Annotated in this window: 17 protein-coding genes and 1 pseudogene; 5 read left to right on the top strand and 13 right to left on the bottom strand. The window is 75.6% G+C overall.

Annotated features, from left to right (window positions below):
- Nucleotides 1-4: 4 nt before the first annotated feature.
- Nucleotides 5-796: an amino acid ABC transporter ATP-binding protein gene (locus tag T328_RS04865; protein WP_496494896.1), complete on the top strand. Its 792-nt coding sequence runs from the start codon at nt 5-7 to the stop codon at nt 794-796.
- Between the two features lie 5 nt (nt 797-801).
- Here the strand turns inward: T328_RS04865 and T328_RS04860 are convergent, their stop codons facing one another.
- From T328_RS04860 to xylA, 3 genes are all read right to left on the bottom strand, one after another.
- Nucleotides 802-1,746, bottom strand: a complete 945-nt coding sequence (locus T328_RS04860; protein ID WP_496494592.1) for a CE1 family esterase — start codon at nt 1,744-1,746, stop codon at nt 802-804.
- Nucleotides 1,747-1,803: 57 nt separating this feature from the next.
- On the bottom strand, nt 1,804-2,262 hold the full coding sequence (locus T328_RS04855) for a hypothetical protein (protein WP_496494591.1): 459 nt from the start codon (nt 2,260-2,262) through the stop codon (nt 1,804-1,806).
- Nucleotides 2,263-2,687: 425 nt separating this feature from the next.
- On the bottom strand, nt 2,688-3,851 hold the full coding sequence (xylA, locus tag T328_RS04850) for a xylose isomerase (protein ID WP_496494590.1): 1,164 nt from the start codon (nt 3,849-3,851) through the stop codon (nt 2,688-2,690).
- A 102-nt stretch (nt 3,852-3,953) separates the two neighbouring features.
- Here xylA and xylB point away from each other — a divergent pair, with 102 nt between their 5' ends.
- Nucleotides 3,954-5,375, top strand: coding sequence for a xylulokinase (gene xylB, locus T328_RS04845; protein ID WP_496494589.1), 1,422 nt, complete (start codon nt 3,954-3,956; stop codon nt 5,373-5,375).
- 18 nt (nt 5,376-5,393) lie between these two features.
- Here the strand turns inward: xylB and T328_RS04840 are convergent, their stop codons facing one another.
- From T328_RS04840 to T328_RS04825, 4 genes are all read right to left on the bottom strand, one after another.
- Entirely contained in the window at nt 5,394-6,185 is a 792-nt protein-coding gene (locus T328_RS04840; protein ID WP_496494588.1) for a DeoR/GlpR family DNA-binding transcription regulator, read from the bottom strand.
- A 57-nt stretch (nt 6,186-6,242) separates the two neighbouring features.
- Complete coding sequence (gene pdxA, locus T328_RS04835; protein WP_496494587.1) at nt 6,243-7,289, bottom strand: 4-hydroxythreonine-4-phosphate dehydrogenase PdxA; 1,047 nt, start codon at nt 7,287-7,289, stop codon at nt 6,243-6,245.
- A 150-nt stretch (nt 7,290-7,439) separates the two neighbouring features.
- Entirely contained in the window at nt 7,440-8,789 is a 1,350-nt protein-coding gene (locus tag T328_RS04830; protein WP_496494586.1) for a four-carbon acid sugar kinase family protein, read from the bottom strand.
- Nucleotides 8,786-10,300, bottom strand: a complete 1,515-nt coding sequence (locus T328_RS04825; protein WP_496494585.1) for a GntP family permease — start codon at nt 10,298-10,300, stop codon at nt 8,786-8,788. The genes T328_RS04830 and T328_RS04825 overlap by 4 nt, the downstream gene beginning before the upstream one ends.
- A 220-nt stretch (nt 10,301-10,520) precedes the next feature.
- Here T328_RS04825 and T328_RS04820 point away from each other — a divergent pair, with 220 nt between their 5' ends.
- Together T328_RS04820 and T328_RS04815 are read left to right on the top strand one after the other, a co-directional pair.
- The gene (locus T328_RS04820; RefSeq protein ID WP_496494584.1) at nt 10,521-11,822 is read left to right on the top strand and encodes an ROK family transcriptional regulator; all 1,302 of its coding nucleotides are present in this window, start codon (nt 10,521-10,523) and stop codon (nt 11,820-11,822) included.
- A 155-nt stretch (nt 11,823-11,977) separates the two neighbouring features.
- Nucleotides 11,978-12,565: an N-acetylmuramoyl-L-alanine amidase gene (locus T328_RS04815; RefSeq protein WP_496494583.1), complete on the top strand. Its 588-nt coding sequence runs from the start codon at nt 11,978-11,980 to the stop codon at nt 12,563-12,565.
- Between the two features lie 79 nt (nt 12,566-12,644).
- Here the strand turns inward: T328_RS04815 and T328_RS04810 are convergent, their stop codons facing one another.
- Nucleotides 12,645-13,136, bottom strand: a complete 492-nt coding sequence (locus T328_RS04810) for a hypothetical protein (protein WP_496494582.1) — start codon at nt 13,134-13,136, stop codon at nt 12,645-12,647.
- On the opposite strand from T328_RS04810, the gene T328_RS04805 reads away from it, so the two are divergent.
- Nucleotides 13,114-13,692 (top strand): hypothetical protein, encoded by a 579-nt coding sequence (locus tag T328_RS04805; RefSeq protein ID WP_496494581.1) that lies wholly within the window; start codon nt 13,114-13,116, stop codon nt 13,690-13,692. The genes T328_RS04810 and T328_RS04805 overlap by 23 nt on opposite strands.
- Nucleotides 13,693-13,842: 150 nt before the next feature.
- On the opposite strand, the gene T328_RS04800 is transcribed toward T328_RS04805, so the two are convergent.
- The 5 genes and pseudogenes from T328_RS04800 to T328_RS04780 form a co-directional block, all read right to left on the bottom strand.
- Nucleotides 13,843-13,965: a hypothetical protein gene (locus T328_RS04800; RefSeq protein WP_496494580.1), complete on the bottom strand. Its 123-nt coding sequence runs from the start codon at nt 13,963-13,965 to the stop codon at nt 13,843-13,845.
- A gap of 189 nt (nt 13,966-14,154) precedes the next feature.
- Nucleotides 14,155-14,955 carry an IclR family transcriptional regulator gene (locus T328_RS04795; RefSeq protein WP_496494579.1) on the bottom strand — a complete coding sequence of 267 codons (801 nt, stop codon included), beginning with the start codon at nt 14,953-14,955 and terminating at the stop codon, nt 14,155-14,157.
- Nucleotides 14,956-15,061: 106 nt separating this feature from the next.
- Nucleotides 15,062-16,129, bottom strand: coding sequence for a LacI family DNA-binding transcriptional regulator (locus T328_RS04790; protein ID WP_496494578.1), 1,068 nt, complete (start codon nt 16,127-16,129; stop codon nt 15,062-15,064).
- A 500-nt stretch (nt 16,130-16,629) separates the two neighbouring features.
- Nucleotides 16,630-17,682 (bottom strand): annotated as a pseudogene (locus T328_RS04785) (ROK family protein); the annotation flags it as partial.
- The gene (locus tag T328_RS04780; protein WP_496494577.1) at nt 17,679-19,391 is read right to left on the bottom strand and encodes a class I mannose-6-phosphate isomerase; all 1,713 of its coding nucleotides are present in this window, start codon (nt 19,389-19,391) and stop codon (nt 17,679-17,681) included. The pseudogene T328_RS04785 and the gene T328_RS04780, both read right to left, overlap by 4 nt.
- Nucleotides 19,392-19,395: the final 4 nt, after the last annotated feature.

The raw sequence follows: 19,395 nt of genomic DNA, 5'->3' as shown, positions 1-19,395 counted from the left end.
CTCGTTGGACAAGGCCGCGGAGAAGGCCGCGCCGAGCGCCCCGGCCATCAGCATCGAGGGGCTGCGGAAGTCCTTCGGCGACCTGGAGGTGCTCGGCGGCATCGACCTGACCGTCGCGAGCGGCGAGGTCGTCTGCGTGATCGGCCCCTCGGGCTCCGGAAAGTCGACGCTGCTGCGCTGCGTGAACATGCTGGAGGAGCCGAGCGCGGGGCGGATCTCCGTGGCCGGCGCCGAGGTCACCCATCCGGACGTCGACATCGACCGGGTGCGGCGCCGGATCGGCATGGTCTTCCAGTCGTTCAACCTCTTCCCGCACCTGACGGCGCTGGACAACCTGACCATCGCCCAGCGGCGGGTACTCGGCCGCGGCCGGCCGGAGGCGGAGGAGGTCGCGCGGGCCAACCTCGTGCGGGTGGGGCTCACGGACAAGGAGAAGTCCTATCCGGCGCAGCTGTCCGGCGGGCAGCAGCAGCGGGTGGCGATCGCGCGGGCGCTGTCGATGGAGCCGGAGCTGATGCTCTTCGACGAGCCCACCTCGGCGCTCGACCCGGAGCTGGTCGGCGACGTGCTGGCGGTGATGCGGCACCTCGCGGACGAGGGCATGACGATGCTGGTGGTCACGCACGAGATGAGCTTCGCGCGGGAGGTGGCGGACCGGGTGGTGTTCATGGACGAGGGCGCCATCGTGGAGCAGGGGGTGCCGGAGCAGGTGATCGGCAACCCGCAGCACCAGCGGACGCGGACGTTCCTGGCGCGGGTGCTGGACCCGGCGGCGGCGGAGGTCGGCGAGCTGTAGGGGCGTTACGGATCCGGGACCGGGTCGGCCCGGAGGGCGCCCGGAGCCGGCTCGCCGCCGGGGGCGTGCGAGAACTCGGCGAAGAAGCGGCGCACGGCCGCCGACGCGTCGTACGCGTCACTGCCCGAGGCGCTGAGGTGCCCGCCGAGCAGCGGGTCGGGCGTGCCCGGCCAGGCGTGGCCCAGCGGGGCGACGGCGACGAGACGCACGGGCTCGCGCCCGGCGGCGTCGCGGTGGCGGAACTCGGTGACGCCCGCGGCGGGTTCGGCCCGTACGGGATCGGCCGTGCAGCCCGCGGCGGCGGCCCAGCGGGCGACGGCCTCCGGCACCGGCTCGTCCCAGCGGGGGCCGGCGCCGCCGTGGTACGGGTTGGTGTCGTCGCGCAGCCCGTGGACGGCGAGCAAGGGCGGGGCGGGGTCGTCGGGGCCGCCGGGCCGGCGGACGCCGCCGACGCAGGCCACCGACGCGAGGCGGTGGCCGAAGCGGGCGGCGGCGTGGCTTGCGAGCCGGGCGCCGCCGGAGAAGCCGGCCAGGTGGCGGCGGGCGGGGTCGAGGGGGAGCAGGTCGTCGAGCGCGTCGAGCAGTGCGCCGAGGAAGGCCACGTCGTCGACGTCGGCGGCCTCGTCCCGTATCCGCTCCTCCCCCGCCAGCGGCACGCCGGGCAGCGACCAGGCCCAGCCGCCCAGGTACGGCAGCGCCCCCTGGGGCGCCGCCACCGCGTACCCCTGCGCGGCCAACTCCCCGAGTCCGCTGCCGCGCAGCTGCGCGGCGGGGCCGAGGGCGCTGGGGTGCAGGTCGACGACGAGCGGCGCGGGCCAGGTGGCGGTGCCGGTGCCCGTACCAGTGCCGGTGCCGGGCTCCGGGCGCAGCAGCAGGAAGCGGCGGCGGCGCCCGGCGAACGTCAACTCGTGCCGCTCGGCACGCCGTACGGTCTCCGCCCGGGTCGTCATGGTGATCGATCCTACGGCGGGGCGGCCCGTCCGCGACGGCCGACGGCATAGGAGGGTCTAGGAGGCCCCGTCCGGCAGCAGTTCGGTCGGGATGTCCTCGGGGTCGAGACCGCTGGGCAGGTCGTCGAGGTCCATGCCGCTGGGTAGCAGTTCGGTCGGGATGTCCTCGGGGTCGAGACCGCTGGGCAGGTCCTCGGGGTCCATGCCGCTGGGCAGCAGCTCGGTCGGGATGTCCTCGGGGAGCTCGGGGTCGTCCGTCTCGGCGGTCGGGCTCTCCTCGGTCGGCGGCGGCGTGCAGGCGCACGGCTGGTCCTCGTCGTCACCACCGCTGACGACCGCGTACGTCACGCCGACGCCGCCGACCAGCACCACGACCGCGGCGGCCACCACCAGGAGCAGCTTGTTCCGGTTCTGGCGCACGGGCGGCGGCGGGGGCGGCGCGGGCCAGTGCTGGGTGCTGCCGGCCGGCGGGGTGTGGTCCGGCGGCGGGGCGTCTGCGGGCGGCGGGAAGCTCATGGCCCCAGCTTCGCCCGGAGTAGCGGCGGAAGGGACGGCTCCGCCGGGGTCGTGACAGGGTTGCGACACTCCGCCGCCGGTCAGAGCCGGTCGGGGCCGCCACGGCGGCCCCGCGGGGCCGCGCAGGGCCGCGCGGATCCGCGGGCGGCAGCCGCGTACGGCCGGCGGGGTCGCCGGATCCGCTGACGACGGCCTTCCGCGAGGCCGCCGGCTTCGGCCGCGTACGGGTCGCTGGCTTCGGCCGCGTACGGGATCTGGCAACCCCGCACGCGGCCGGTGGCGTCGTGCTGAGCGATCGGTGCCGTTCGGGACCCGGCGTTGTCGGAGGAGGCGCATACCCTTGGGCGGGTGTGCGGGGTTCTTCGCCGGGTCCGTACGGCGGTTCCGTGCGCCGGGGTCCGTGCGCCGCCGGCGCTGCGCGGGCCTCAGACGCCCAGCAGGTGGTCCATCGCCAGCTGGTCCAGGTGCTCGAAGGCCATGCCGCGCTGTGCCGCCGCCTCCGGGTCGAAGTCCTCGTACGCGCCGCGGTCGGCGAGCAGCCCGGCGAGTCCGGAGCCGTCGGCGGTGGGCTGCGCGAGCTGGTCGAGGCGCGAGGCGCGGAGCGCCTCCTGCACGGCCGGGTCGGCGCGGAAGGCGGCGGCCCGCTCCTTGAGGATGAGGTAGTTACGCATGCAGCCCGCGGCCGACGCCCACACGCCCTGCTTGTCCTCCGTGCGCGGCGGCTTGAAGTCGAAAGTCAGCGGGCCTGCGTAGCCGGCCGTCTCCAGCAGGTCCACCAGCCAGAACGCGGCGCGCACGTCGCCCGCGCCGAAGCGCAGGTCCTGGTCGTACTTGATGCCGTTCTGGCCGTTGAGGTCGATGTGGAACAGCTTGCCCGCCCACAGCGCCTGGGCGATGCCGTGCGGGAAGTTGAGCCCGGCCATCTGCTCGTGCCCGACCTCGGGGTTGACGCCGTACAGCTCGGGGCGCTCCAGCCGCTCGATGAAGGCCAGCACGTGGCCGACGGTGGGCAGCAGGATGTCGCCGCGCGGCTCGTTGGGCTTCGGCTCGATGGCGAAGCGCAGGTCGTAGCCCTGCCCGGTGACGTACTCGCCGAGGAGGTCGAACGCCTCCTTCATCCGGTCGAGCGCGACGCGCACGTCCTTGGCGGCGCCGGACTCCGCGCCCTCGCGGCCACCCCAGGCGACGTAGACCTTCGCTCCCAGCTCCACCGCCAGGTCGATGTTGCGGATCGTCTTGCGCAGCGCGTAGCGGCGGACGTCGCGGTCGTTGGCGGTGAAGGCGCCGTCCTTGAAGACGGGGTGGGTGAAGAGGTTCGTGGTGGCCGCGGGGACGGCCATCCCGGTGGCGTCGAGCGCCTGGCGGAAGCGCTTGACGTGCGACTCGCGCTCGGTCGCGGAGGCGCCGAAGGGGATGAGGTCGTCGTCGTGGAAGGTGACGCCGTACGCTCCCAGCTCGGCCAGCCGCTGCACGCTCTCGACCGGGTCGAGGGGGGCGCGGGTAGCCTCTCCGAAGGGGTCGCGGCCCGGCCAGCCGACGGTCCACAGACCGAAGCTGAACCTGTCCGCGGGGGTAGGCGTGTACGACATGGCGGCTCCTTCGACGGATCTATTTCGTAAGGCCGCTTTACAAAATAGGATGCCGACCGGGTCGGAGGGAAGAGCCGGCCCACGAGTCGCGGAGGACACAGCATGGGGCCCCTCGTCATCGGCGTCGACAGTTCGACGCAGTCCACCAAGGCGCTGGTCGTCGACAGCGAGACCGGCCAGGTGGTGGCGCACGGCCAGACCGCACACGCCGTCAGCACCGGCGGCCGGCGGGAGAGCGATCCGAACCAGTGGTGGGAGGCGCTGGGCGCCGCCCTCGCCGCCTGCGGCGACCCGGCGCGCGAGGCGGCGGCCGTCGCCGTCGGCGCGCAGCAGCACGGGCTGGTGACGCTGGACGCCGGCGGGCGTCCGGTACGTCCCGCGCTGCTCTGGAACGACGTGCGCTCCGCGGCCGAGCGCGACCGGCTGGTCGCGGAGCTGGGCGGGCCGAAGGGCTGGGCGGAGCGCACCGGCAGCGTGCCGGCCGCCTCGTTCACCGTCACCAAGTGGGCCTGGCTCGCCGAGCACGAGCCGGACTCCGCCGCCGCCACGGCGGCCGTCCGGCTGCCGCACGACTACCTCACCGAGCGGCTCGCCGGCGAGGCCGTCACCGACCGCGGCGACGCCTCGGGCACCGGCTGGTGGGACGCCGCGACGGAAGGCTACGACAGCGCGACGCTGGAGCACGTCGGCCTCTCCCCCGCCATGCTGCCCCGCGTGCTGCGGCCGGGCGAGGCGGCCGGCTCCGTACGCGGCGACGACCTCCCCGTCCCCCGCGGCGCGCTCGTCGCCGCCGGCACCGGCGACAACATGGCCGCCGCGCTGGGTCTGGGCCTCGAACCCGGGCAGCCGGTGCTCAGCCTCGGCACCTCCGGCACCGTCTACGCGGTCTCCCGGCACCGCCCCGCCGATCCCACCGGGACCGTCTCCGGCTTCGCCGACGCCCGCGGCGACTGGCTGCCGCTCGCCTGCACCCTCAACTGCACGCAGGCCGTGGACCGGATCGCCGCGCTGCTCGGCCGCTACCGCGAGGAGGTACGCCCGGGCGGCTCGGCCGTCGTGCTGCCCTTCCTCGACGGCGAGCGCACCCCCGACCTGCCGCACGCCTCCGGCGTGATCCACGGGCTGCGCCACGACACCACCCCGGGGCAGGTGCTGCAGGCGGCGTACGACGGGGCGGTGCACGCGCTGCTGACGGCGCTGGCGGAGGTCTCCGGGCCGGACGCCGACCCGGACGCGCCGCTGCTGCTCATCGGCGGCGGGGCCCAGGGCGCGGCGTGGCGCGAGACGGTGCGGCGGCTGTCGGGGCGGGCGGTGCAGGTGCCGCGGGCGCAGGAGTTGGTGGCCCTCGGCGCGGCGGCGCAGGCGGCGGGGCTGCTGCTGGGCGAGGACCCGGCGGCGGTGGCGCGGCGCTGGAGCACCGCGGAGGGACGCGGGTACGAACCGGTGGAGCGGGACGACGCGACGCTGGAGCGGATCGGCGCGGTGCTGGCGGACGCGGGCACGCTGCTGCGCCGGGCGGGCTGAGGGCCGTACGACCGCGGCTCAGCCGGCGCGGACGAGGGTCACGCCCGCCGCCGCACAGCGTGCGTCCAGGTCGTCCGGCGCCTCGGCGTCGGTGACCAGCGTCCAGCCCACGGGCAGCCGGGTCCAGGCAGGTGCGTCGCCGACCGCCAGCTTCGTGGCGTCCGCCAGGACCACGACGCGGTGCGCCCGGGCGGCGACGCGCTCCTTGACCGCCGTCTCCTCCAGCGTCGGCTCGCCGACGCCGCGTTCGGGGTCGACCGCGTCCGCGCCGAGGAACGCCACCGAGAACGACAGCCGCTCCAGCGCCAGGTCGGTGAGCGGGCCGACCAGGCCGTGGCTGAGCGGCCGGACGCTGCCGCCGAGCATCACCACGTCGATGTCCGGCGCCCCGGCGAGCAGTTGCGCGGTCTCCAGGCCGCGGGTGACGACGACGCTGCCGCCCGCGGGCGCTTCGGCGTCGAGCAGCTGGCGGGCGAGCGCCGCGCACGTCGTGCCCGCGTCGACGAACACCGCGCCGCTCTCCGGCACCAGCGCGAGCGCCGACTCCGCGATCGCGGCCTTCGCGTGCAGCCGTACCAGCGCGCTCTCCCCGACCGGCCGCTCGGCGAACGCCTCGGGCACCACCGCGCCGCCGTACGTGCGCGTCACCCGGCCGCCCTCGGTGAGCCGGCCCAGGTCGCGCCGCACGGTGGAGGGCGACACGGCGAGCGCCGCGGCCAGCTCCTCCACCTGCGTGGTGCCCTCGCGGAGCAGCCGCAGCAGGGCTTCGTGCCGCTCGCGGGTACCGCGTCGGGCCGTCGGGTGGGCCACACGTGCCTCCGTCTGTCGGGTCCGCCCGCCGCGCGCTGGGTCCGCGGGCGGGGTGGGTCAGCCGTACGTCCGGCGGATCCGCTCCGCGAACGGGCTGTAGTCCACGCCCGCGAGATACGCCGAGAGCATTGTGCCGTGATCGGCCCGGCCGGTGCCCGCGATGTCGAAGGCGGTGCCGTGGTCGACGGACGTGCGCAGGATCGGCAGGCCGACGGTGACGGAGATGGTGCCGTCGAAGTCGTAGGTCTTGGCGGGGATGTGACCCTGGTCGTGGAAGTGGGACAGCACGCCGTCGTAGCGGCCGACCAGGCCCTGGTGGAACACCGAGTCGGCGGGCACGGGGCCGCTGACGTCGAGCCCCTCGGCGCGGGCCGCCTCGCAGGCGGGGCCGATGTGCACGATCTCCTCGTCGCCGAAGGCGCCGTTCTCGCCGCCGTGCGGGTTGATCGCGGCGACGGCCAGGCGGGGCGACTCGGTGCCGAAGACCTGGAGCGCGGTGACGGCCTCACGGATCGAGTTGCCGACGCGTTCCGCGGTGATCTGGTCGAGCGCGGTGCGCAGTGCGACGTGCCGGGTGGTGAAGAAGATGCGCAGGTGGTGGCCCTCGGCCGCGGTGTTGCGCACGACGAACATGGTGTCCTGGCGGGTCACGCCGGTCAGCTCGCCGAGCATCTCGGTGTGGCCGAGGTGCTTCGAGCCGGCCTTCCAGATCGCCTCCTTGTTGATGGGGCCGGTGACGATCCCGGCGACCTTGCGGTCGAGGGCGGCGCGGGTGGCGACCTCGATGGCGGTGACCGCGGCGCGGCCCGCGCGGCCGTCGACCTTGCCCCACTCGGGCACGTCCGCGCCGAGTTCGCCGGTGTCGAGGACGTCGATGACGCCGGGGCCGGCGGGCTCGGCGTCGAAGCCGCGCACCGCGCGCACCTCGACGTCCAGGCCCGCGGCGCGGGCGCCGCGGCGCAGCGCCTCGGCGTCGCCGACGGCGATGCCGTGGTGCCCGGTCTGCCCGGCGACCTCGGCGAGGGTGCGCGCCGTGATCTCCGGGCCGATCCCGACGGGGTCGCCGAGGGTGACGGCGAGGACGGGGCGGACGGGGCGGGTCATCGGTGGTTCCTCCTCATGGTGCGGCGGCGCAGTCTGCGGGCCGTCCGGTGCGGTGCGGGCGGTCCGAACTCCTCGGACCCGTCGGTGTTCGTGGGGTGCTGGGGGTGCGCGGTGTTCGGGGGGTTCACAGGGTTCACGTCGTTCACGGGCTCAACGTCTCCCGGCTGCCGGAACGTGCCGCCGGGCGGCGGCTGCCGCCCGGCGCAGGTGGGCGATGCAGGCGACGGTGGTGTCGGCGTCGCCGATCAGGCCGCCCTTGGTGACGACCGGCAGGCCGGCCCAGTCACCGCCGACGAAGCTGCCGGCGACCGCCAGGGGTTCCAGCTCCTCCTCGACGTCGAGCCCGGCCGCGCCCAGCGCGGCGAAGAGCGCGGCGGACACGTCGCCGCCGGTGGCGAAGAGGCCGTCGACGGGCTGCCGTTCGAGGGCGGTACGGACCGTGCGGGCCAGCTCCGCCGGCAGCCGCGCCGCGTCCGCGGGGTCGAGGCCGACGACGTCCGCCTCGTCCAGCACGGTCGCGAGCAGGACGACTTCGCCGGGGCCCGCGGCGGCCAGCTCCGCCGCCAGCGCCCCGGCGGTGCCGGCGGGCTCGGGGACGGGTGAGCCGGGTGCGGTGACGGGCCGTACGACGCGCACCGGCTCGGCGGACCGCAGCCGGGCCAGCTGGGTGCGGGTGAGCGCGGTGGCGGACCCGGAGACGGCGAGCACCGGGGCGCCGGCGGTGCGGCCGGTGATGCCGAGCGCGCGGGCCAGTGCCACCGAACCGGGCCCGGAGTCGACGCCGGTCCACACGATCCCGTCGCCGCCGACGGCGACGGCCGCGGCGGCGGTGCGCTCCAGGTGCTCGACGGTCAGCGCGTCGGCGACGATCACCTCGGCGCCATCGGCGACCGCCTTGTCGAGACGGGCGAGGAGCGTCCCGCCTTCGGCGGTGACCACCGACAGCGGCACGCGCGCGATCCGCAGGTCCGCCTGCCGGCGCAGCAGCTCCGCGACGTCCGAGGTGGGCACGGGAGAGCGCGGGTCGCGGGCCAGCTCGGTCTCCTCCAGCCGTACACCGTCGAGCAGTTGGGTGCCCTGCACGGTGTGCCGGCCCGCCTCGGGGTGGGCCGGTGCGCACAGGGCCACGGCCCGTCGGCCGGAGGCCGCGCGCACGGCGTGCAGCACGGCCTCGGTGGAGGCCCCGACGTTGCCCCGGAGGGTGGAGTCGACCCGGTGGCTGACCAGCTCGGCGGGCCAGCCGGCGCGGACGGCCGCGGCCACCCGGCGCGCCGCCTCCGCGGGCGGGCAGTGCCGGCTGTCGGTGCTCACCACCACGGCGTCGAACCGCTCCGCGAGGCCGGCGAGGACGTCCGGCCCCTGGTCGGCGCCGGCCGTCACGGCGCGCAGCCCGGCCCGGGCGAAGCCCGCCGCCGTGGCGTTCGCGCCCGTCAGGTCGTCCGCGGCCACCAGCACGGCCGCCCGCCTGCCGCCCGGCCGTACGCTCGCCGGCCCACTCATATGAACGTGCTCGCGATCAGCAGCAGCGGCAGCGAGCCGAGCCACACGGCCGTGGTGATCCCCGACCAGCCGCGGATGGCCGCGATCCCGTCGAGGCCGGTGAAGCGGGTGACGACCCAGAAGTAGGAGTCGTTGAAGTAGCTGAAGACCATCGAGCCGGCACAGCAGGCCAGTGCGGCGAGCAGCGCGGAGATGCCGAGACCGTCGATGAGCGGCGCGGTGACAGACGCGGCGGTGATCATCGCCACCGTGCCGGAGCCCTGCGCGACCCGCACCAGCGAGGCTATGAGGAAGGGCACCAGCACGCCCGGCAGGTTCCAGGACGAGATGGCCTCGGCCAGCTCGTCGCCGACGCCGCTGTCGCGCAGCACCTGGCCCAGCGCACCGCCCGCGCCGGTGATGAGGATGATGAGTCCGGCGGACGCGGCGGCCTCGGAGAGCCAGCCGCTGACCTGGCTGCGGGTCGTCCAGCGGGGCAGCAGCACGTACACCGCGAGCACGATGCCGATCATGAGGGCCACGACGGGGCTGCCGATGAACGCCAGGGCCTTCGGCAGGGCCGAGGGCTCGTAGTCGTCGGAGCCGACCACGCCCTGGCGGTCCTGGTCGATGGCGGCGGCCACCGTGTTGGCCACGATGAGCAGCAGCGGCACCAGCAGCGGCAGGGTGGCGAGGCCGGCGCTCATTCGGTGCGGCTTCGCGCCGGGCGGCGGGGCGCCGAGGGCGGCGGCCGGGTCGCGCTCCGGCTCCAGGTCCTCCGGGACATCGTCGGTCGTGGACAGGCCGGCCGGCGACCCCGCGGACCCGGCGCCGGACCCGGAACCGGACCCGGCGCCGACGCCGGCGGTGACCGCGGCCTTGCCGTAGACGGCCTCGCGGACCTCCTCCGACACCTCGCTCTCCAGCTTCGGCCCCATCCAGCGCGCGTACCCGATCACGACGGGCAGCAGCACGGCGGAGAAGCACAGGCCCGCCAGCACCAGCGCGCCGAGCTCGGCGTCGAGGATGCCGGCCACGCCCAGCGGGCCCGGCGTCGGCGGCACCAGATGGTGGGTGAGGGTCATGCCGCAGCCCAGCGCGAGCGCCAGCGTCACATAGCCGGCGCGCTTGACGCGGGCAATGGAGCGGGCGAGCGGGTTCATGATCACGTAGCCGGAGTCGCAGAACACCGGGATCGAGACGACCGCGCCGGTCGTGCCCATCGCCCACGGCTCCCGGCCCTTGCCGAACGCCCGGACGAACGCCTTGGCCAGCGCGTTCGCGGCGCCGGAGACTTCCAGGATCTTGCCCAGGCCGACGCCGAGGCCGATCACGATGCCGATGGACCCGAGCGTCGAGCCGAAGCCGGCGGTGATCGAATCGAGGATGTCCGTGGCGGGCGCACCCGCGACGAAGCCCGTCACCAGTGAGGCGACGAGCAGGGCGACGAAGGCGTCGAGCCTGGTGCGCAGCACGATGACGATGATCGTGGCGATACCGAGCACGAGCGCCGCCAAGAGCTGAAGATCCACGCCGATCCTCCTCCGACTTCGCTGTGGACGTCCGTTCGGACACGGACATCATGCCTACGCAACCTGCGCGAAACAAGCAGTCCTACCAAGATTTTCTGCGCGTTACGAGCAACTACGGGTGTCGGGGCTGACGGCGGGCTCCGGCCCCGGGCCGCCAGGTCGTAGGGTCGTCGTGCCACGGCCCACCGTGGCCGTCCCCACCGCCATGAAGGAGTCGCCCGTGTCGGCGCCGTCTCCCCGCACGCAGCAGGCCCTGCGGCAGCAGAACCTGTCCCTGGCGCTGCGCGCCGTGGCCGCCGAGGGCCCGCTGTCGCGCGCGGCCGTGGCGGCGCGGATCGGCATGACGCGGGCGGGGGTCGCGGCGGTCGTCGACGAGCTGCTGCGGGCTGGCCTGCTCGTGGAGCTGGGTCCGGGCCGCCCGGGTACGGTGGGCCGGCCCGGCAGCGCGCTCGCGCTCAACGACCGCGGGCCGTGCGGGCTCGGCGCCGAGATCGGCGTGGACCACCTCGCGGTCTGCGCGGTGGACTTGAGCGGCCGGGTACGGGCCCGGGTCGCGGCCGGCGCGGCGAACCGCGACCACCCGCCGGGGCCGGTGCTGGCGCGGCTCACCGGGCTGATCGAGCAGGTGACGGACCAGGTACGGGGCGAGGGCCTGACGCCGACCGGGCTGACGGTGGCGGTCCCGGGCCTGATCGCGCGCGACGAGTCGACGGTCGTACGGGCCCCGAACCTCGGCTGGCAGGGCGTCGACCTCCGCCCGCTGCTGCCGTCCGCCCCGCCGGCCCGCGTGGGCAACGAGGCGAACCTCGGCGCGCTGGCGGAACAGCGCCTGACGCGCGGCGCCGGCGGGGCGGACGGGGAGACCGCCGGCACGGGCACGGACACCGCCGGCCCGGGCACGGCGCGTACGCCGCGTCCGGCGGGTGCCGACACCTCCGGCCCGGGGCGGAACTTTCTGCACGTCTCCGCCGAGATCGGCATCGGGGCCGCCGTCGTCATGGACGGCGAACTGCTGCGCGGGGCGCACGGGTTCGCCGGCGAGCTGGGGCACGTGCCGGTGCGCCCGCAGGGGCGGCCGTGCGCCTGCGGCGGGCGCGGGTGCCTGGAGCAGTACGCCGGCGAGGAGGCCGTCCTGCGGGCCTCCGGTATCGACCCCGAGCGGGCCCGCGCCGAACACCCCGGCCCCCGTGGGCGCATCGCCATGCTGTCCGCCCGCGCCGCCGACGGCGACGCCCGGGTGCGGGCGGCGCTGCACGAGGCGGGCGGCGCACTCGGCATCGCGATCGCCGGCACCGTGAACGTGCTCGACCCGGAGGCCGTCGTGCTGGGCGGCGCGCTCGCCGGCCTGGCGCCGTGGGTGGTGCCCGCGGTCGAACGCGAACTGGGCCGCCGGGTCGCCGACCCGGCCCGTACCGTACGGCTGACCGTCTCCGCCCTCGGCGCCGAGGGGCCGCTGCTGGGTGCGGCGCTGAGCGTGATCGACGCCGTCATGGAGGCGCCGGGCGCCGTCGTCGCCGGCTGACCCCCGCCCGCCGGCGTCAACGCTCCCCGGCCGCCGTCTTTGGTACGCCCATTGGCAAGTCCGGCCATGCCTTGGCAGCGGCGTGACGTGTCTTCATGATGGTTCTGGACTGTCATGTACGCGCAAATGTCCCTCCCTCCGCTATCAGGAGCCCCATGGACTTCGCGAACCTCCCCCGCAGGCGGCTGCTCCAGGGCGCCGCCGCCACCGCCGCGGCGGCCGGCTTCGGCGGCCTCGCCGCCACCCCCGCGCAGGCGGCGCAGTACCCCCCGACGCACTGGATTCCCGCGGACCCGTCCAACTACACCGTCTCCAGCCGCCCGTCCTCGTACCCGGTGGACTTCGTGGTCGTGCACGTGACCCAGGAGTACTTCCAGGACGCCGTGGACATCTTCCAGAACCCCAGCCGCGACGTCTCCTCGCACTACCTCATCGCCTCGGCGGACGGCTACGTCGCCCAGTTCGTCCGCGAGAAGGACATCGCCTGGCACGCCGGCAACTGGAACTACAACACCCGCAGCATCGGCATCGAACACGAGGGCTGGGTGGACCGGCCGGCCTGGTTCACGGACGTGATGTACCGGCGGTCCGCGCAGCTGACCGCGGCGATCTGCGACCGCTACAGAATCCCGCGCACCCGCAGCCACATCATCGGCCACAACGAGGTCCCCGGCGCCACCCACAGCGACCCGGGCCCCCACTGGAACTGGACGAAGTACATGGGGCTGGTACGGAACGCCTGAGGCACGCCGTCGGGGTCCACAAGCACCCGGTGAGCGGCTCAGGGGTGTTGCCGCTCACCGGGGTCCTCTCTCGTAAAGGTCAATGCACTTCTTGCATATTGCTTGCATGATGTGGGAATCTGCCATCGCCTGAGCCGGTTGCCGAAGCAGGATGGTGAGCATGACCCGCATCGCCGATGTCCGCGTCTACGCGCTGAAGCTGCCGCACGGCGAGGCGTATCTCGGGCGGCTCGACGACGGCAGCGATCTCACCGAGGACCGCGGTTACGTGGTGCGCGAGGCCTGGCGCAGCCTGCACTCCGCCCGCTTCGAGACCCTGCTCGTCCGCGTCCTCGCCGACGACGGGACCGAGGGCTGGGGCGAGGCGCTGGCGCCGGTCGGGCCCGAGGTGCCCGGCCAGGCCGACGCGCTCGCCGCCGTCGACATCGCCCTGTGGGACCTCGCCGGCCGCCGCGGTAGAGCAGCTCAAGGACATCTTCCCGTGGATCCAGACCTTCGGCTGCTCGATCATCGAGGACGGCAAGGTCACGATCGGCGACGACGCGTCGGTGGACGCCGTGGAGTGGTTCAAGAAGCTCTACGACGAGAAGCTGCTCGCCAAGGCGGTGGACCGGTTCGACGCCCGCGCGCTGTTCGCGCAGGGCAAGGTGGGCTTCTACGACGACGCGCTGGTCGGCAAGGGCGCGACGTTGGCGGAGGCAGAGGACGAGTCGCTGGCGGAGGCGATGGTCGCGGTGCCGCGGCCGGTGCTGAAGCAGGGGGACGACCCGCAGGCGCTGCTGTGGGGTCACGTCATCGTGGTGACGAAGGGCGACGGTTCGTCGTCGGCGACGGACTTCGCCGTGCACACGACCTCCGACCAGGCCACGGTCGTCGACTACTTCGGGAAGCTGGCGCTGCCGCCGACGACGGCGAAGGGGCTGGCGGCCCCGGAGGTGCGTCGGACACGTTCACGACCGAGTGGACGGAGAAGATCACGGCGACGGCGACGCCCGGCCCGTTCTGGACGTACGCGAACAACGCGCAGATCGAGGAGGCCGTCGCCAAGCAGGTGCAGGCGGTGCTGGTGGGCGACTCCTCGGCGAAGGACGCGATGCGGACGGCCGGTGACGACGTCGCGCGCCTGATCGAGGAGTGAGCGTGCGCGGAGGCGGTACGGCGCGGACGGCGCGCGGCGCGCTGCTGCCGGTGCTGCTGCCGCCGACGCAGGCGGCGCGGAGCGGGGTGCCGGAGTGGCAGGGGTGGCGGGGCCCGGTGACGCGGGACTCCGGGTACGACTACGGTGACGGGAGGCGGAGTTCGAGGATCGTGAACGCGAACGCGGGCTGGCCCGCGAAGTCGCTGAAGGTGCTGGACACGACCGCCGACCGCGCGGTCGGCTTCTCCGTGGACCCCGTCACCGGCGCGGTCGGGTTCCCGCTGCGCGCGGGGCACGACTGCCGGCTGGTGGGCGGGAGGCCGTGCGCGCCTCCCGGTGAAGCGGGCGGTCGTCGCCGTCGAGGGTTCGGCCGACGGCCGCCGGAGCCCGGTCCCGAGGGCCGCACCCCGGGACCGGGCTCACCTGTGTCCCGCGGGGGCGCGCGGCCGGGTCAGAGGGCGGCGGGGCGGGCGTGGGCGAGGAAGCCGAGGCCGGTGGAGATCTGGTCGGCGTACTCGACGGTCCGGGCGGCGAGCGTGTCCTGCCGCGCCCCCAGGTCCATCGCGGACAGCGAGCCGGAGACGGACAGCGCGGCGACGACCGCGCCGGAGCGGTCGCGTACGGGCGCGGCGAGGCAGGCGCGGCCGAACGCCAGCTCCTCGACCTCGGTGGCGTAGCCGCGGTTGCGGGTCTCCTCCAGCGCGTCGAGCAGCCCGGGGAGGTCGGTGATCGTCTTGCGGGTGTACTCGGGGTAGTCGGGGCCCATGACGTCGCGGACCGCGTCCTCGGAGAGCCCGGAGAGCAGCGCCTTGCCCATGGCGGTGGCGTGCAGCGGGGCGGAGCGCCCGGTGAGGGTGAAGGACCGCGGTGCGCGGGGGCCCTCGAAGTGGCAGAGGTAGAACATGCGGTCGCCGTGGCGTTCGGCGACGTTGGCGCCGAGGCCGAGTTCGTGGGCGAGGTTCTGGGCGACCTGGCGGGCGGCGCGGTGGACGGCGGACTGGTTGAGGGCGACGCCGGCGAGTTCGACGACCTTGGGGCCGATGCGGTGCAGTCCGCTGCGCTCGTCGCGTACGAGATAGCCCAGCGACTCCAGGGCGGCGACCAGCCGGGACACCGTGGACTGGCCGAGACCGCTCAGCTCGACAAGCTCGGCGATGCGGCGTTCGGGCTGCTCGTCGGTGAAGTACGACAGCAGTGACAGCGCCCGCTCCACGCTCTGCGTGCCCGACGCGGTGCCTCCCGTTGCCGCCATCGCGACCTCCGTCCCAGTCTCCGGTCCCCGTCCCCCTGGCGGGAAGATGGCTCATCCAGATAGCGGATGTTACATGGACGTCGGCGGACGGGGTGCGCGGAACCCGTTACGGGTCGGGGGTGCCGTAGGCGACCAGGGTGGTCGGGATCACGGTCCGGCGCTCCGGCGCCGCGGGTACCGGGTCCGTGTCCGCGCCCGCGCCCGTGCCGGTGCGGGCGCCGAGGCGGGCGAGCAGCAGACGGCCGGCCTCGCGGCCGAGTTCGTCGGTGTCGTACGCGACGAGGGTGAGCGGCAGTCCGAGCGCGTCGGCCATCTCGAAGTCGTCGAAGCCGGCGAGGGCGGTGGCGGTGCCGGCGGCCCGGATGGCGCGGAAGGCGCCGATGGTGTTGCGGTTGTTGGAGCAGAACAGCGCGGTCGGCGGGTCGGGCAGGGCGAGCAGCCCGGCGGCGGCGAGGGCGGCCTCGGCGGTCTGCCGCTGCCCGCGCCGTACGTACGTGTCGTCGACGGGCAGCCCGGCGGCGGCGAGGGCGGCGGCGTAGCCGCGGAGCCGCTCGGTGCCGGTGTAGACGGCGGGCGGGGAGCCGAGGAAGCCGACGCGGCGGTGCCCGGCGGCGAGCAGCCGCTCGGTCGCCGCGCGGGCCCCGCCGTAGTCGTCGACGAGTACGTGGTCGGCGGCGAACCCGGTGGGCGGGCGGCTGGCCAGCACGACTGGCACCCCTTCGGCCGCGGCGGCGGCCAGGTGCCGCTGGTCGCCGCCGGCGGGGACGGCGACGATGCCGTCGACGCGGCGGGCGACGAGGTCCTCGACGAGGCTGCGTTCGGTGTCGGGGTCCTGGCCGGTGTTGCCGATGACGGCCTTGAGGCCGTGCTCGGCGACGACGGCGTCGACGCCGAGGGCGAGGCGGGAGTAGAAGGGGTTGGCGAGGTTGGTGACGACGAGGCCGACGAGCCCGGTGCCGCGGCCGAGGCGGAGGCTGCGGGCGACCTCGTTGCGCCGGTAGCCGAGTTCGGCGACGGCAGCGCGGACGCGGGCGGCGGTGGCGGGCAGCACCCTGGGGTCGTCGCGCAGGACGCGGGAGACGGTCATGGCGCTGACCGCGGCGCGTTCGGCGACGTCCCGCAGCGTCGGCTGCGCCTGGCGCCCGGCCGGCCCGCCGCCGGCGCCGGGCGTCACCCGGCACCCCCGGAGTCGGCCGCGGCAGGCGCGGCGGCGGCTGTGATGAGCCCGGCATTCGCGCAGAGCAGAGCGCGCACCGACCGGATTGCGCCGGGGAGCGGGCCGCCTTTTTGTACAGGCCGCACAGGGCATACGGCCCGCCTCCCACCCGGCGCCGCGCTCGCCGGGCGTCACCCGGCGCCTCCGGCGGCAGCGGCGGCGCCGATCAGCCCGGCGTCCTCGCCGAGGAGGGCGCGTACCAGCCGCCGGGTGCCCGGTGATGGGCCGGCGGAGTCGGGCGGGTCGCCGGGGCGGGGCCCGTCGGGCGTACGGCGCGTCTCCCACGCCGCGTCGCGCCCGCTGCGAGGCGCCCGGCCGCCGGCCGGGAGGCCGGGGCCCGGCGGGAGGTCGGCGTGCGCCGGGCGGTCGAGTGCCGAGGGCCGGTCGGGGTGCGACGGACAGTCCGGCCGCGAAGGGCGGCCGGGTCCCGGCGGCCGGTCGTGTCGCGCCGGGCCGGGGCCCCCACCCGTGCGCCCGCCGCGCGGCGGCGTGCCGGCCGCGGCACCCACCGCTCCCTCGGCGGCCGGTTGCCAGCCGCCCGCCCCAAGGGCGGCGGCCAGGGGCGGGGCGACCAGGTCCCAGGACTCCGCCATCGAGCCGCCGACGACGAGCGTCGTCGCCCCGAACGCCGCCAGCCGCGGCCCCAGTTCGGCGCCGAGTGCACCGAACGCCGCGTCCAGCACCCGGCGGGCCCGCTCCTCCCCCGCCCGCGCCCGCTCCGCGATCTCCCGCACGTCGACAACCGCGCCGGAGGCCGGAACGGTCACGCCGTTCGGACCCGCCGGGGGCCGCGTCCGCCACGGGGCGCCGGCGGCCCCGCCGCCGTGCGCGCGCGCCGGGTCGCCGTACTCCCCCGCCGACCCGGATCCGTTGCCGGAACCCGCAGCCGTCCCGAAGTCGCCGTCCCCGGAACCCGTCCCCTCCCCGCCGCCGGCGCCCGCGGCGGCCCCGTACCGGGCAAGGATCGCCCGGCGGGAGACCACCTCCTCCAGCGGGCGGCCGTCGATCCGCGCCAGGTCCATCCGGCCCTCCGGCGGCACCCCCGGGCCCGTCGTGCACGGCACGCCGTCCGCGAGGAACGCCGAGCCGACGCCCGTGCCCAGGGTGATGCCCACGGCGCGGGCGTGGCCGCGGGCGGCGCCCGCGGTCCACTCGCCGGTGAGGAAGGCGTGCGCGTCGTTGCGGAAGGCGACGTCCGACGGGTTCCCCGGCAGCCCGTCGAGCAGCGCCGCCCGCACGTCCACCCCGTACAGCGACGCGAACTTCCCGACGCCCGCGAAGAGCGCGACGCCGTTCGCGTAGTCGAACGGCCCGGGCACCGCCACGCCCCACCGCGCCGCCGCGGGCGCCGCGGGCAGGCGGCGCGCGCAGCGCAGGACCGCGCCGAGGATGTCCCCGGCGCGGCCCTGCGCGTCCAGCGGGCGCCGCACGCGGCTGGTCACGGCGGCGGTCCGCGGGGAGACCAGCGCGGCGGTGACGTGCGTGCCGCCGATCTCCAGGACGGGGATCAACGGCCGGCGGCCTTGCTGACGAGGGCCTTCACGACCCGCACCGGCCCGCCGCCCGCGGCGGCCACCAGCCGGTAGCCGCCGACGGCCGCGGGCACCGTCAGCGTCTCGGCGTACGACAGCTCGTGGGTGTGGCCGGCCGCGGTGTGCACGGTCACGCCTTCTCCCTCCGCGACGTTGAGGACGTGGAAGCGGCCCCCGGTGTCGTCGTCTGCCTCGGCTCCCTCGTCCAGGGTGTACCTCCTGACCTCGTAGAACATCTCGTCGAGCGCACCGAGCAGCTCCTCGCGCCAGCCCGGTCCCGCGCGCAGTGCGCGCGGCGGCTGCACCAGCTCCCGGGCTACGGCGTCGCCGCGCCGCGCGGTGTCGAGGTTCGCGAGGCCGTGTTCGTACGGCAGGGGCCGCGGGTTGCCGTCGGCGTCGGGGCGCAGCCAGTCGTAGAAGCGGAGGCTGTAGAGGTACGGGGTGGCGCTGATCTCCAGGACGAGGTTGCCGGCGCCGCTGGCGTGGGGCGTGCCGGCGGGGATCATGAACAACTGCCCGCGCTCGGCCGGGAAGGCCTGGACGTGGTCCTCGGGGTCCATGGGCACCGCGTCGCCGACGGCATTCTCGATCTCCTTGCGGAACTGCCCGACGTCGGCGTCCTCGCGCAGCCCGAGGTACACCTTCGTGCCGGTGCCGCCGAGCGTCATGTAGTACGTCTCGTGCTGGGTGTACGGCCAGCCGAACCGCTCGCGCATGTACGCCTCCCGGGGGTGGCAGTGCAGCGAGAGGTTGCCGCCGTCGACGGTGTCGAGGTAGTCGAAGCGGATGGGGAACGAGGTGCCGAAGCGGGCGTGCACCTCGGCGCCGAGGACGTCCTCGGGGGCGAGGGCGCACATGAGCTGGAACGGCACTTCGGCCTGCGCGTCGGGGCCGGTGCCGACGAGGATGCCGGCTTCGGGCGCGATCAGTTCGTAGCCGAGGGCGGTGTTGCGCGCTCCCGGGTTGAAGCCCAGCTCGCGCTGGGCCCAGTGGCCGCCCCACGGGGTCGAGTTGAAGTACGGCCGGGTGCGTACGGGCCGGCGGGCGAGGGCGGCGAGGGTGCCGCGCAGGCCGTCGCCGTCGAGGTGGGCGGGGTGGTCGGGATCCTGGACATCGAGCCAGCCGTCGATGCGCCGGGCGAGGGCGTCGCGGTGGCGGTCGAGCATGGGCCAGTCGACGTAGAACAGCCGCCGGTGGGCGGGTGCTTCGCCGGGCAGGCCGAGGTTGGCGCCGGTGGTGCCGGCGGTGACGGCGGCCTCGGCGTAGCGCTTGGGCACGTCGGCGTACCAGAGCAGGTCGTGCGGTACGACGGCGGCGCCCGGCCCGTAGACCAGCAGCAGCCCGGTGCCGGGGCGGGTGGCCTCGGGCGGGGTGTCGAAGAGGTCGTCGAGGGGGTTCTCGGCGAGCTTGCAGTAGTACGGGTCGGTGGCGTCCCCGGCCCGCTCGGTGCGGCGCCTGACCTCGTCGGGGCGCGCGTAGTGGCGCCGTACGTCGAGCAGGGTCACCGCCGTGCCGCGGGCGGTCAGCTCGTGCCGGAGCCGGCCGGCGAGGACGTCCCAGTCCGCGGAAGGCGGTCCCTCGACGGCCAGCACCGCCGGGCCGTGCGGGAGTTCCGCCGCCACGGCCCGCCAGCCGGTGGTGAGGACGGCCGGCGGGGCGGGTGCGTAGCGCGGGTCGAGCCGGTACACGCAG

Source organism: Streptomyces sp. CNX435 (assembly GCF_059570575.1).
This window is presented reverse-complemented; position numbering and strand designations above follow the sequence as displayed.

Coding starts and splice junctions, on each gene's coding strand:
- T328_RS04860 (WP_496494592.1), bottom strand. CDS start 1,746: ATGACGACCCGGGCGGAGACCGTACGGCGTGCCGAGCGGCACGAGTTG.
- T328_RS04855 (WP_496494591.1), bottom strand. CDS start 2,262: ATGAGCTTCCCGCCGCCCGCAGACGCCCCGCCGCCGGACCACACCCCG.
- xylA (WP_496494590.1), bottom strand. CDS start 3,851: ATGTCGTACACGCCTACCCCCGCGGACAGGTTCAGCTTCGGTCTGTGG.
- xylB (WP_496494589.1), top strand. CDS start 3,954: ATGGGGCCCCTCGTCATCGGCGTCGACAGTTCGACGCAGTCCACCAAG.
- pdxA (WP_496494587.1), bottom strand. CDS start 7,289: ATGACCCGCCCCGTCCGCCCCGTCCTCGCCGTCACCCTCGGCGACCCC.
- T328_RS04830 (WP_496494586.1), bottom strand. CDS start 8,789: ATGAGTGGGCCGGCGAGCGTACGGCCGGGCGGCAGGCGGGCGGCCGTG.
- T328_RS04815 (WP_496494583.1), top strand. CDS start 11,978: ATGGACTTCGCGAACCTCCCCCGCAGGCGGCTGCTCCAGGGCGCCGCC.
- T328_RS04795 (WP_496494579.1), bottom strand. CDS start 14,955: ATGGCGGCAACGGGAGGCACCGCGTCGGGCACGCAGAGCGTGGAGCGG.